This is a genomic window from Weissella confusa (assembly GCF_004766315.1).
In the GTDB taxonomy this organism is placed as follows: Bacteria; Bacillota; Bacilli; order Lactobacillales; family Lactobacillaceae; genus Weissella; species Weissella confusa_A.
Window position 1 is genome coordinate 1 of record NZ_PVSN01000056.1, and the last position, 13,860, is coordinate 13,860.

The 13,860-nt window shown below is 45.5% G+C and carries 10 protein-coding genes and 1 rRNA gene; all 11 read right to left on the reverse strand.

Features of this window, described 5'->3' with window-relative positions; translation table 11 throughout:
- Window positions 1-79, reverse strand: a 16S ribosomal RNA gene (locus C6P11_RS11095); the annotation flags it as partial.
- 485 nt (window positions 80-564) lie between these two features.
- Window positions 565-2,730 (reverse strand): LTA synthase family protein, encoded by a 2,166-nt coding sequence (locus C6P11_RS08070; protein WP_135520180.1) that lies wholly within the window; start codon window positions 2,728-2,730, stop codon window positions 565-567.
- Window positions 2,731-2,852: 122 nt separating this feature from the next.
- On the reverse strand, window positions 2,853-3,107 hold the full coding sequence (locus C6P11_RS08075; RefSeq protein ID WP_135520182.1) for a DUF1797 family protein: 255 nt from the start codon (window positions 3,105-3,107) through the stop codon (window positions 2,853-2,855).
- Between the two features lie 2 nt (window positions 3,108-3,109).
- On the reverse strand, window positions 3,110-4,120 hold the full coding sequence (locus C6P11_RS08080; RefSeq protein WP_135520184.1) for a lysylphosphatidylglycerol synthase transmembrane domain-containing protein: 1,011 nt from the start codon (window positions 4,118-4,120) through the stop codon (window positions 3,110-3,112).
- Window positions 4,121-4,124: 4 nt separating this feature from the next.
- Window positions 4,125-5,156, reverse strand: a complete 1,032-nt coding sequence (locus tag C6P11_RS08085; protein ID WP_135520186.1) for a glycosyltransferase family 4 protein — start codon at window positions 5,154-5,156, stop codon at window positions 4,125-4,127.
- Window positions 5,156-6,400, reverse strand: coding sequence for a glycosyltransferase (locus C6P11_RS08090; protein WP_135520188.1), 1,245 nt, complete (start codon window positions 6,398-6,400; stop codon window positions 5,156-5,158). Before C6P11_RS08090 ends, C6P11_RS08085 begins: the two co-directional genes overlap by 1 nt.
- A 794-nt stretch (window positions 6,401-7,194) precedes the next feature.
- Window positions 7,195-7,836: an orotate phosphoribosyltransferase gene (gene pyrE / locus C6P11_RS08095; protein ID WP_135520190.1), complete on the reverse strand. Its 642-nt coding sequence runs from the start codon at window positions 7,834-7,836 to the stop codon at window positions 7,195-7,197.
- 14 nt (window positions 7,837-7,850) lie between these two features.
- A complete protein-coding gene (pyrF, locus tag C6P11_RS08100) occupies window positions 7,851-8,564 on the reverse strand; it encodes an orotidine-5'-phosphate decarboxylase (protein WP_135520192.1) in 714 nt (237 codons plus the stop codon).
- Between the two features lie 3 nt (window positions 8,565-8,567).
- Window positions 8,568-9,539: a dihydroorotate dehydrogenase gene (locus C6P11_RS08105; protein ID WP_135520194.1), complete on the reverse strand. Its 972-nt coding sequence runs from the start codon at window positions 9,537-9,539 to the stop codon at window positions 8,568-8,570.
- A 58-nt stretch (window positions 9,540-9,597) separates the two neighbouring features.
- The gene (gene carB, locus C6P11_RS08110) at window positions 9,598-12,777 is read right to left on the reverse strand and encodes a carbamoyl-phosphate synthase large subunit (RefSeq protein WP_135520196.1); all 3,180 of its coding nucleotides are present in this window, start codon (window positions 12,775-12,777) and stop codon (window positions 9,598-9,600) included.
- Window positions 12,770-13,852, reverse strand: coding sequence for a carbamoyl phosphate synthase small subunit (locus C6P11_RS08115; RefSeq protein ID WP_135520199.1), 1,083 nt, complete (start codon window positions 13,850-13,852; stop codon window positions 12,770-12,772). The genes carB and C6P11_RS08115 overlap by 8 nt, the downstream gene beginning before the upstream one ends.
- Between the last annotated feature and the right edge of the window lie 8 nt (window positions 13,853-13,860).

Genomic DNA, 13,860 nt, shown 5'->3' on the forward strand with positions numbered 1-13,860 from the left:
GAACCACAAAGCGTTCGACTTGCATGTATTAGGCACGCCGCCAGCGTTCATCCTGAGCCAGGATCAAACTCTCAATTTGAAGTTTGAGTATAACTCAATTTTTGTTGTTTAACAGAAGTTAAACGAATTTACTAGCGAATTGACTTCGCAAATGTTTTTGCATCAAGCTTAGCTTGATGACCCTACACATTTGTTTCATCGAAACGATATTCAGTTTTCAATGACCTACGTCGTCGCCTTGACGACTTAATACATATTACAGAAGAAAGAATGAAATGTCAACAACTAATTTCAATCAATTTTCATATGTCGTTCATAAGTATCAAATACCCCGAAGCGACTTAATATATATTACAGAAGACTTAACCGATTGTCAACAACCAATTTCAACTTCTTTTTATGAATCACAACCCATTGATCGAATACATTTTGTACCGCTCATTTGAGTGCTTAAATAATATACCCCATCCACGAACGTTCGTCAACTACTTTGTTATATCGAATTTTTCCGAACAATCCAGAGATGCAAAAAAGCACCTCAGCAAGTGCTGAAGTGCTTTCGTACTATTGTTGTGCTGCGTCGTCAGTTGGTGTTTCTTCACTTGAAGATTCACTACTTGAAACAGCTTGTTGAATTGTTTGTGGTTGTCCACCTAATTCAGGCGCATCCGTCACATAGTCACTCATTGTAGACGTGTGGTTGTGCTGATCAATCAAAGTCGTATCGCTTTGCTTATCCATCTTCTTCAAGAGAGCAAGTCCATCGGCCTTCTTATATGAGTAGTCCTTCTTATTGACCTTCTTGAATCCGTCTGGTGTGTAGAAGCGTAGCAAGTCACCTGTTTGCACATCATCTGAGTACGTTAGCATCTTATCTACGTATGCTTGCGTCTCATCGATAATTTGCTTAGTACGTGGATCTTCCTTTGGCTTAATCTTTGTACCAGTCGTTGTAACGTAGTAATTACCACCATACTTCATGTATTCAGCGGATACCCAGTCACCGTTACGGAATGGCACAACTTGCTTGCAGTTAGGTGCTAACAAATCTTGACCAAATTGCACATTATCTGACGTTGAAACACCAAGCAAGTGCAAAATTGTTGGCATCACATCGATTTCACCACCATACGTGTGGTTAATACCGCCTTGCAAACCAGGTGCGTGCACAATGAATGGTACCTTTTGCCAGTTCGCCAAGTCGTATGAGTTAACAGAACTCTTCCCCATCAACTTTGCAATCGCTGCTGGGTGGTTCTCTGAAATACCATAGTGGTCACCGTACAAAACAATCATTGAGTTATCGTACAAACCTGACTTCTTCATCCAGGCTAAGAATTCACCGAAGGCTTGATCAAGATAACGTGCCGTTTGCACATAACCATCAACAGTCTTGTCGCCAGTCGTCGTCTTCTCAATTGAAATATTTTGCTTATCCAAGTCATATGGATAGTGGTTCGTCACTGTAATAATCTTTGAATAGAATGGTTGTGGCAGTTGCTCAAGATACTTAGCAGAATCCTGCAAGAAAATCTTATCCTTCATACCATAACCAATGTTGTAGTTCGCGTTATCCGCATCCTTGAAGTATGGCTTACTAAAGAAGTAATCATATCCCCAAGACTTATACGTGTTATCACGGTTCCAGAATGAGGCAACGTCACCGTGGAAGGCGGCCGTCGTGTAACCCTTCTGGTCCAAAATAGCTGGCACGGCTTGGTACGTATTAGATGTACCGTAGTTAACCATTGCTGAACCAGAAGCGGTACCAAACAATCCCGTCTCCAACATTGTTTCGGCATCGGCCGTCTTACCTTGACCAACTTCGTTATAGAAGTTATCAAAGGCCAATGTATTTTGATCGTGATAGAACGCATTCAAGTTTGGCGTTACTTCAACGTCATTTACTTTGTAATCAATCAAGAATTGTTGGAATGACTCCAAGTGGAACATAATAACGTTCTTACCCTTCTCCTTACCGAAGTAAACAGAGTTTTCCAACGTCTTGTTACCATCAACAAACTTCTTAATCTTATCAAGGTCTGATGCCTTAGCTTCTTTCTTAACATCCGCAGTCTGCTTCGTCTTGAAAATGTTATATGCTGCATACTCATTCAAACCAAGATACTTAACGATGTAGTTGTTATCAAACGTACGCGTCAAAAGTCCTGAACGGTCCTTAGAAGCAATACCATAACCAACAAACATCAACAAAACACCGAATACAGTCACCAAAGCAGCAAAGCGCTTTTGGGCCGCCGTCTTATCGACCTTAATAACCTTCGTTAGCAAAAGGACGATCAAGACAATAATATCAACAAAGACCAGGAAGTCAGATACGTGAATAATTCCCGCAATTGACTTACCCAAGTTATTTTCAACTGACCCACCAGACCCCATGATGTTCAATGACAAGAAATCAGAGAACTCACGGTAGTACAACATATTGGCGAATAGCCAAATTGATTGCACAAGGTTAATTAGCAACATCAACCAGTAAGCGATACGTCCACGGAAGTACAACGCAATTCCGAGCAAAATAATTGCCGTTGGAATTGGGTTCAAGAACAACAAGAACTCTTGTAACGTTCCTTGTACACCCAGTGAAAAGTTAGTCTTATATGCCCAATACGTCTTCAACCATACCAAGAAGACCGATAGCATAAAGAAGCCTACAGTTGAGTTGAAGTCTGGCCACCATTTCTTGATGACTGAAACTACTCGTTGCATTTTATTACGCTCCATTTTCTCTCTAGGTCCATTTGACCTTAAAAATTACAATATTCAGTATACCGCTCTTCCATTAAAGAAACATAAAATCGTCTTAAATAATCGCGCATGTGGGCAACTATTTAAAAGGTTTCCTTAAAGTCTTGTAGCGCCTCATAAATATCAATCGCGACTAAATCGGCATCGTCAAATGCAAAGCGCCGATTATTATCACGTAGACCTTCAACCGCAAAGACCTTTGATGGACGGTCGTAGACTACTGTCACCACCGTCACCCCAAACGCGTCAAAATGGCGGGTTTGGATTTCTTCACGATCGTCAATCATCATGGCACGAATGCGTTGTGCAATCTGTACCAAATCACTTTCTCGACTCATGTTTATTTCCTTCTCTTCGCTGCATTCAGATTAAAGGCAACGATACCTGCAAACATCCCCAGGTAGTAGGTAATCAAACGCCAAATCATCATGGCGAATAGCAATACAGATGCAGATGGCAAGAACTGTGAGAACAAGACTGCAAAGCCTGCTTCCGCTCCACCAGTCCCACCCGGGATTGGGAACAACGAAATTACCATCACAATTAGCACGTGTAATGCCGTCACCAAAACAACATTAATTGGCGATACCCCTAATCCCAACAAAATGAAGTACGGGATTAAGTAGTAAAACGCCATCTGGAAGAACGTGATCACAATCGCTTTGACCAGTGCTGGCCAATCATGACTCATGCGGACACTTTCACGATGAAAATTATCAATCTTCTCGTCAACAACGCCCTTCCACTTTTCAACTAACGCTGGTCGGAACCAGCTGATTGGTTTAAACACTAGCAAAACCATCGTGCGCGTCAATGTCGGCCAGTACATTACCAACAAAAGTCCCACAATCACTGCTAAATGAATCACAAAACCAATTAAAACCAAAATTGCCCACGCATGTAGTTTGTCGGCAATGTAGTGGTAACCAATTGTTAAGGCCATCAAAAAATTAACGACAATCATGCCTTGATAAACCACAAACTTCATTAACAAAATCGAACCCGCACGCCCAGGATCAATGCCCGCTTGTGCAAGGGTAATCATTTGCATAGGTTGCCCACCAGTAGCGAACGGTGTAATACCATTCCCTAATTGTTCAACCAAGGGTACTCGAATAGCATCACGCCAACTCAGCTTTTCATGAGCATCGTCAACAAATATTTTAATCACAACCGCTTCTAACAACAGATAGACGACCATCGCGCCAACCGCAACAATCAGCCACCACCAATTCGCGTTTTTAACTTCCGATGCAAATTGCGTCCAACTGATCTTACGGAAAGACCAGTAAAAAATCCCCAAACCAATTAGCATCATAATGGTAAAAACAATGCCATTCCGTCTCGTCATTGACTTACCCCTTGTTTTTCAAGCTCGCTTGCTCGGTATAGAATTGCTCCCAAATACCTGCTACATAATCAGCAGAGTAACGCTCAGACGCAGCCAACGCTTGCTTTGACAGTTGTTCACGTAGTTCAGGTTGGTCATGCAACGCTGTTAATTGCGCTTGCATTGCTTCACGGTCTGAACCCGCGAGGTAGTAGCCATCGATAATAGCGCGGTACAAGTCCAAATCACGCAAGACCGTTGGCGTTCCCGTGCTAAATGCCTCTAAAGCAGACATCGGGAACAACTCCGTATAACTTGGCAATAGGAAAACATCTGCCGCATTGTAATAACCGTTGATAACTGCACGATCAACAATTCCTGGGAATTTTAGGTTAGCTGGTGGATTTGCCAAAACCTTTTTTAGCTCGTCGTAACCAGCAGTGATTGACCCAAATGAGAACCCACCAACCCAAACAAACGTCCAGTCGGGGTTATCTTTTGCCATGGCAATGAAATCCCAGATACCTTTACGCTCTTGAATTTGACCAACCCCCAAGACAACAAACGCATCTTGGTCAATCCCAAATTGCTTTCGTAGTGCCACCTTTTGATCATCTGGCAGCGGATGGAATTGCGTCTTCGTGACAAAGTTTGGAATGTACGTGACTTTTTCACGCTTAACCCCTAACGCCACCAGTTTATCGATGAACGTTGGGTTAACGACAACAATGTGATCCATGCGCTTATAAAACGCCATCACATACCAATAAAAAATATTCTTAACCGGCCAGTGAAGATTAATCGACCCCTCTAGCGTCTCGGGAAGAAAGTGCACATAGCCAATGCGACGGCCACGGCCAGGCAAGAACGTGTTCAAATAGAACCAAAAATCAATCGTGTGGTAGTGACTGATATCAGCCGGTACCAAACTATTAATGCGCACCTGAAACTTATCTTTAAACCGCGCTGTCAACAAATTTATCAACTCACGATAAGCTGATCCAACACCTTGACCAGGCACCGTTTCAGCTGAAGAAAACATCGTAATTCTAATCATTAATCATCTCGTCGGAATGGATTCCGAAGCAGGAATGTCTTTGAGTACTCCACATCGTTTGCTTCGGCAGCTTCCGTATCCTCCTCTTCGTGATAAACAGCCAACGCTTCTGCATAGAAATCAATAACATGTTTACCAAATGTTCGTTCGTCAATCTCATGCAACACAGCTGCCCGCGTCTCAGGATTGCCAATCGTCTCACCCGTCGCCTTAGCCTTAAGATACATGACCATCGGCTCAATTAGTCCAAAACTATCATCAACCAACGTTCCAATGTTTTCATCAGTCACGATGGTATCAAGATATGGACTGTGAATAGCAACAACTGGTGTATCAGCGGTCATTGCTTCAATGAAGGTTAGACCTTGCGTTTCAGAAACTGAGGCTGAAACAAAGACATCCCCCATCTTATAGTAACCGTAGACATCGTTGTGATTGACCTCTCCAGTAAAAATAACATGGTCGTCAATCTCTAATGCTGAAACGTGCTCTTGCAAAGCTGACATTGCTGGGCCACCCCCAACGATGACAAACATCGCATCCGGCACCTCTTCCAAAGCTTCAGCAAATACTGATAGCGCATCATCAAGGTTCTTTTCAAAAGCAACGCGTCCCAATGATAATACCACTGGTGTCTCTGGCTTAAGACCTAATTTTTCACGTAGGGCAACACTCGTGTCTTCTGCCGGCGAGTGAAGCACATTAACACCGGTTGGAATAATCTCAATCGGCGCCTTCACCTTATACTTCATCAACGTATCGTATGTCTGACGTGATGGCGAAATAATACCGGTCATACCTGCCATAAAGTTGCGGGCAATCACAGCCACACTACCTGGGCGAATAATCTTACCGTTAGCAATGTAGTGCAAGTAGTCTTCATAATTCGTGTGGAACGTATGTACAACTGGAATCTTCAATTGACGTGCAACAAACTTTCCCATTACGCCGAGCGAAAACTCAGTTTGTGTGTGTACGATATCAAGTTGTAGTTTTTTAGCTAATTGTACGGCCTGAATCGCACCACGATATGTAATGCGTCGATCCTTAAATCCAACGAATGGCAAACTTGCAAAACGATAGATATTCGGTTCAAGCGTCCCCTTTTTTACCTTCGGATCGGTAGACGTAAAAATATAAACCTTATGTCCGTTAGCTTCCAATTGACGTCGCAACGTTTGAATCGATGTTGCGACCCCGGAAACCTGCGGGAAATAGGTATCCGTGAATAGTCCGATATTCATGATTTGTCACCTTTCACAATTTGTCTCATCTTACATTCTACCAACAATCATCCGGTTTTGGGATAGGTAGTCGTGATGGCTTTGTGAATTTTTATCACAGCAGCTGTTGGTCTACCCCCTGACTTTAGTCAGGCGCAAGACCAAAGACGCACCTGATAAGGGCGACTTGGTCACGTCGGAGGTCTAAACCTCCGACATTCCTAGTCTACTTTATCTTCTGAAATTTTCGCGCAAAAAACCGCCGGCACGTTGGCCCGCGGTAACTTTAGCTATGATTTGCGACACATAGCTAGGGAAGCGCTACTCCGCCACCCTGTATTCAATTGTAAAGGGACCACCTTAGAGAACTAATCTGCAGCTTTAGTCGTCTGTCGCTAAGGTATGGTCACAACCAAATCTATAGTCTCATCTCTACCGCAACCAAGCTATTTGAACTATTTCATCAAACCGTGTCGGGAGCGGCCTCCGATCTCTGAACAAGCTTACATCCATCACTGGATTATCGTCCGTCGTCGAAGTAACCGATGCTAATGATCGCAAGAGATATCAAATCATGACTACCGTGTTTTATCTCTTAAAAATGATACGTGTTGTTATCTTGCGTCATTACTGTGACACGCCCGCATGGATTGCGGTAGATGATGGCACTACTGTGGTTGAAATAATTGTTTCTCCCAAAGTTATCATCTACCTTTCTTCCTTTGGTACATGTTTATAATAACGCATCTTGTAAGCGGTTACAAATATAAACACTCGAAAATTCAAAAAGTTTTTTCCGGGTGCTTATCTATCCATTATCCGCGCGCTTCACCCCATGCCTTTGGGTCTTGGCGCCAGGCTTGTAGGGTCTCCAGATCAGCATCATCTACTTGACCTGACGCAATCGCTGCATCGATCAAAGCTGAGTAAGTCGTCAATGAAGCAAATGGTGTCTCAGCTGCTGCGAAGTTTTCATCAGCCGCTGGTAGTTCGTATGAGAAAATCGAGACAACGCCCAATACATCTCCACCTTCACGACGAGTTGCTTCAACGGCACCCAAAACTGATCCACCCGTTGAAATCAAATCATCGATAAGCACAACCTTTTGGCCAGCCGTTAGCTCACCTTCGATTTGCTTACCAGCACCGTGGTCCTTGGGCTTTGAACGGACATAAATCATTGGCAATTCTAATTCGGCTGCCACCCAGGCTGCGTGCGGAATGCCAGCTGTGGCAACGCCACCGATAACTTCAACTTCTGGGTACTCATGCTTAATCAAATTAGCCAATCCCTTCGCAATCAACTTGCGCACCTTTGGGAAAGCGATTGTCTTACGGTTATCCGTATAAATTGGACTCTTCAAACCTGATGCCCACGTGAAGGGATCATTTGGTTGTAGCTTAATGGCCTCGATATCCAACAAGGCTTGGGCAACTGCCGTTTTGTAATCTGTCATAAGTTTTCTCCGTCTTAAGCGTTAAATTCTGTTTCAATAAGTTGATATGCAGCAACTGGGTCCGTTGCCTGCGTAATTGAACGGCCAACCACAATACCATCGGCACCCATTTCGGCAGCTCGTGCTGGTGTGACAACACGGCTTTGATCACCAACCGCATCCCCAGCAAGTCTGATACCCGGCGTAATTGATAAGAAGCCAGCTGGCGTGTTCGCATGAATATCTGCTGATTCGAACGCCGATGAAATCGTTCCTGCGACACCAGCTTCGGCCGCTAGTTGGGCCAAGTGGATAACTGAGTCACGCATTGAAACCGTCACAAGTTGGGTTGTCTGCATTTCTTCCTCCGAAAATGAGGTCAGTTGTGTGATGGCCAACAACTTGGGCGCCATCACGCCAGCCGCGTCGGCCCCTTCTTGCGCACCGTTCTTAGCCGCTTGTAGCATACGCACACCACCAGCTGCGTGAACCGTCAAATAATCCACCCCCAGGCGGGCAACATTTTTCGCCGCCTGTTGCACTGTGTTAGGAATGTCATAGAGCTTCAAATCAAGAAAGACGGTGAAGCCTTGTTCCTTCAAAGCGGTAACCAAGGCTGGTCCCTCACGGTAGAACAACTCCATCCCCACTTTAACCGCTGGACGGACATTCGCTGGGAATCGATCCAAGAACGTCCACATTGTTTGGGCGTCTGGAAAATCTAAGGCAATAAATACTGGCTTTGTCATCGGTTAATTGTCTCCTGGGTGATTAGCTTCCCATGCCGTTAAAGGTGCTGGGAACTTTTGTAGCACCGTCGGAATCTCCCGAACTGACGCAAAGTTATATTTGTCTAAGGCTGCTGGCAGTTCATCAACAAGCTTGCTGATGAAGAGTGGGTCCTCGGCATTCATTGCCCCAACTTGCACGGCAGATGCACCAGCTAACATCAACTCTAGCGCATCGTCCATTGAACGGATACCACCAACGCCAATGATTGGAATATCAACAACTGATGCTGCTTCCCACACCATGCGGACGGCAATTGGGTGAACTGATGCGCCTGAGAGGCCACCCGTACCACGGTAAAGACGGACTTGGTGTGATGCAATGTCCAAACTCATTCCCACCACTGTGTTAATCAGCACTAGTCCATCAGCACCCGCGGTTTCGACAGCTTTTACAATTGGCTTAATGTCAGTAACATTTGGTGATAGCTTGGCGTAAAGTGGCTTATCCGTCACTTCACGAGCCGCAGCAACAACCTCAGCCACGCTATCTGGATCAACTCCGAATTCCATGCCACCCTTATCAACGTTTGGGCATGACGAGTTAAGCTCCAATGCCTTAATGTAATCGAACTTATCAAAGACCTTTGCCAAGGTACGATATTCAGCCACTGACTCACCAGCGATTGAAATCATCACTGGCAAGTCTGGCAATTGCGTTTCCAACTCAGGCAGAATTTCAGTTGCTACCTTATCCATCCCTGGATTAGCCAACCCAACTGAATTCATGATGCCGGCTTGTGTATTGATAATCCAAGGTTGCGGGTTACCACGACGTTCATCAACCGTTGTTGTCTTCAAAACCAACGCACCCATCTTGTTCAAATCAAAATCCTTCATGTGGTCAAGTCCGTAATAAAAGGAACCTGATGACGGCATGAATGGGTTCTTCAAATCCAAACCTGGTAGTTGTACTGCAAATCGATCTTCAGTCATGATAAATTCTCCCTCTTTCCTATATGTATCCCAGCCGTAGCCGGGTATTTTTTATCTGTTAGGCCATTGGCGTAACAGCGAATGATTGTGATTCCAAAACGCTCAACAAGGCCGCCACCGTATCGAATGCCGTGAACAATGGCACCGCATTTTCAATGGCTGCGTTACGAATCAAACGACCATCTGACATCGTCGTTCCGTCTTGACGCGTGGTGTTCACAACGATTTGTAGCTTACCTTCACGCATTGCCGTCACAGCATTGTTATCAGTTTCGCTAATCTTATCCAACACCTCAACACGCAAACCGTTCTGCGCGAAGAATGCGCCCGTTCCAGCCGTAGCAACCAGTTGGAAACCAAGGTCATCGAAGCGACGTGCCAAGGCCAAGGTTTCACCCTTGTCTTCGTCAGCGACCGTGAACAGCACGTTACCAAATGTTGGCACCTTAACATTTGATGCCACGAATGCCTTATACAACGCCTTTTCGAAAGTTGAATCCGATCCCATGACTTCACCAGTTGACTTCATTTCTGGTCCAAGCAATGAGTCAACATCTGGCAACTTCGTGAATGAGAAGATTGGTGCCTTCACGTGAACTGTCTTTGGCTCAGGAATGACACCCGTTTCAAAGCCCATGTCAGCCAATCGCTCTCCTAGCATGACGCGCGTTGCCAATTGCGCCAACTTCAAGTGCGTCACCTTTGAAATGAATGGCACTGTACGTGAGGCACGTAGATTAACTTCAATAACGTATGCCGTATCCTCATGAATAACAAATTGGACGTTCATCAAGCCGACCGTGTTCATTGCCTTAGCCAAGTCGATTGACGCAGCCACCATCTCATCCTTCACCTTTTGTGAAAGCGTTTGAGCTGGATAAACTGACATTGAGTCACCTGAGTGCACACCAGCACGCCCAATGTGTTCCATGACACCAGGAATAATCACCGTTTCACCGTCTGACAAAACATCGACTTCCGCTTCTGAACCCATCAAATATGAGTCAATCAAAACCGGGTGATCATTTGAGACTTGCACGGCACGTCCCATGTAATCCGTCAATTCGTCTGGGTTCGTCACAATTTCCATGGCGCGGCCACCCAAAACGTATGATGGACGTACTAGGACTGGATAACCAACTTCATCCGCTGCAGCCAATGTGCCAGCCACAGTTGTTGCCGTCTTACCAACTGGTTGTGGCAAACCAAGTTGCTTAATCACTTGGTCAAACTCTTCACGATCTTCAGCGCGGTCTAGGTCCGCAACCGTCGTTCCCAAAATTTGCACACCATGTTCAGCAAGTGGTGCGGCCAGGTTAATCGCCGTTTGACCACCGAATTGCACGACAACACCCTTTGGTTGCTCTAGCTCGATAACGTTCATCACATCTTCCAACGTCAATGGTTCGAAGTACAACTTATCTGAAACTGAGAAATCAGTTGATACCGTTTCAGGATTTGAATTCATGATAATGGCTTCGTAGCCCGCGGCTTGGATCGCCTTCACCGCATGCACCGTCGCATAATCGAATTCAACACCTTGTCCGATACGGATTGGTCCAGACCTCAATACAAGGACGCTTTCCTTATCCGTCACAACTGACTCATTTTGCTGTTCATAAGTTGAGTAGTAGTACGGCGTTTGTGATTCAAACTCAGCCGCCACCGTATCAACCATCTTGTAGACCGGTTGGAGCCCCATTGCTTGGCGCATTGCGCGCACTTCAGCGACTGTCTTGCCCCAGAATCCAGCAATCGTCTTATCTGCAAACCCGTTACGCTTGGCCAATTCAAGTGTGTCAGCATCCCCAACGTTTTGCTTCAACGCTTGTTCTAGCTCGACCAAGTGCAATACCTTATCCAAGAAGAAATAATCAATCTTCGTGCGGTTGTGGCCATCATCAATTGACACACCGCGGCGGAACAAATCTGCAATCATGAACAAACGATCATCACGTGCTGGCATCAACGCATCTAGCAAATCCGCATCCGTCGTGTTATCAAACGTAATGTCGCTCAAGCCTGTCGCACCAATTTCTAGTGAACGAACGGCCTTGTTCATAGCTTCCTCGATGTTACGACCGATGGCCATCACCTCACCAGTTGCCTTCATTTGCGTTCCCAAATGACGGTCAGCTGTCGCAAACTTATCGAATGGCCAGCGTGGAATCTTAACGATAACGTAGTCCAAAGCTGGCTCGAACTCAGCCATTGTCGTACCCGTTACTGGGTTAATGATTTCATCCAACGTCAATCCCACCGCAATCTTGGCTGCCATCTTGGCAATTGGATAACCCGTTGCCTTTGACGCCAAAGCAGATGAACGAGATACACGTGGGTTAACTTCGATAATGTAGTACTTAAATGACTCAGGATCCAAGGCCATTTGGATGTTAACCCCACCCTCAATCTTCAAGGCACGGATAATCTTCAAGGCCGCATCACGCATCATTTGTAACTCGCGGTCAGCCAACGTTTGTACCGGCGCAACCACGATTGAATCACCTGTGTGAATCCCAACTGGATCAAAGTTTTCCATCGAAGCCACAATCAAGGCGTTGTCAGCGGCATCACGCATCACTTCGAATTCAATTTCCTTGAAACCGGCGATTGAACGCTCAATCAACACTTGCGTAACCGGTGACAATTCCAAACCGTTCGCTGAAATTTCAACCAATTGTGCGTGGTCGTTGGCGATACCACCACCAGTTCCACCTAGCGTGTAGGCTGGACGCACGATCACTGGGTAACCGTGCTCGTCGGCAAACGCCACCGCTTCTTCAACTGTCGTCGCAATCGTTGATTCGGGCACCGGCTCATTTAAGCGATCCATCAAGTCCTTAAACTCTTCGCGATCTTCAGCCTCTTGAATGGCTGATAGCTTCGTTCCCAAAAGTTCGATGTTCAACTCGTCCAAGATGCCTGCTTCAGATAAATCCTTGGCCATATTCAAACCGGTTTGACCACCCAGCGTTGGCACGATGGCGTCAGGACGTTCCTTGCGCAAAATGCGTTCCAAGAATTCCAATGACAACGGCTCGATGTAAACCTTATCTGCCATCTCAGTGTCAGTCATGATTGTAGCTGGGTTTGAGTTAACCAAAACTACTTCATAACCTTCTTCTTTCAATGACATCGCCGCTTGCGTACCTGAGTAATCAAATTCAGCCGCTTGTCCAATGACAATTGGTCCTGAACCGATAACCAAAACCTTCTTAATGTCCTCGCGCTTAGGCATGTGCCGCCCCCTTCTTCTCTTCAGCAATCATATCCAAAAATTGGTCAAACAAGTATTCAGCATCGTGTGGACCAGGCGCAGCATCTGGGTGGAATTGCACTAAGAATGCTGGGTGGTTCTTCAAACGAACGCCTTCAACGGTGTGGTCGTTAATTTCTTCGTGTGTGATTTCAAGGTTCGTTCCAACAATTGATTCAGCTGAAACAGCGTATCCGTGATTTTGTGACGTGAAGTCAACGCGACCGTTCGTAAAGTTGCGCACCGCGTGGTTAAAGCCATGGTGACCAAACTTCAACTTGTACGTTTCTGCCCCGTTAGCGAGTGAGAATAGTTGGTGACCCAAGCAAATTCCCATCAATGGCAAGCGGTCTTGCAACGTACGAATGACATCTAAGACACCTTCAACTGATTCAGGATCACCAGGTCCGTTTGAAAGCAACACACCATCCGGATTCATATCCAAGATTGTCTTCGCATCAACGTCAGCCGGGAATACCATGACATTCACACCACGCTTAGACAACGCACGTAGAATTGAATTCTTCAAGCCAAAATCAATCATCGCAATTGAGACACCTTCTGTTGGATTCACATAAGTTGTCTTCGTCGTTACTTCGGCAACTTGTTGGTTTGAAAGTTGCGTTGCTTGCAAGTCAGCAACCGTTGTCTCCGTTACTTCGTCAACAATCGTCGCCTTCATAACACCGTAATCACGGAGTTCCTTCGTCAAAGCACGCGTATCAATACCCGTCAAGCCTGGCAAATCCATCGCTTCGGCCCATTCCGCAATTGACATTTGTGAACGCCAGTTCGATGGGCGACGCGCAATTTCGTGCGTGACAATCGCCGATGCAGCGGGCTTCAATGATTCAAAATCATCACGGTTAATCCCGTAATTACCAATCAATGGGTACGTAAACGTCAAAATTTGACCGTGATAAGACAAGTCAGTAATTGATTCTTGGTAGCCTGACATGCCTGTGTTAAAAACCAATTCTCCAATAACTGGCTTCAATGATCCGACCCCTTCGCCGGCATACACTGAACCATTTTCCAAAACCAGATAGCGCTTCATGTTCTTCC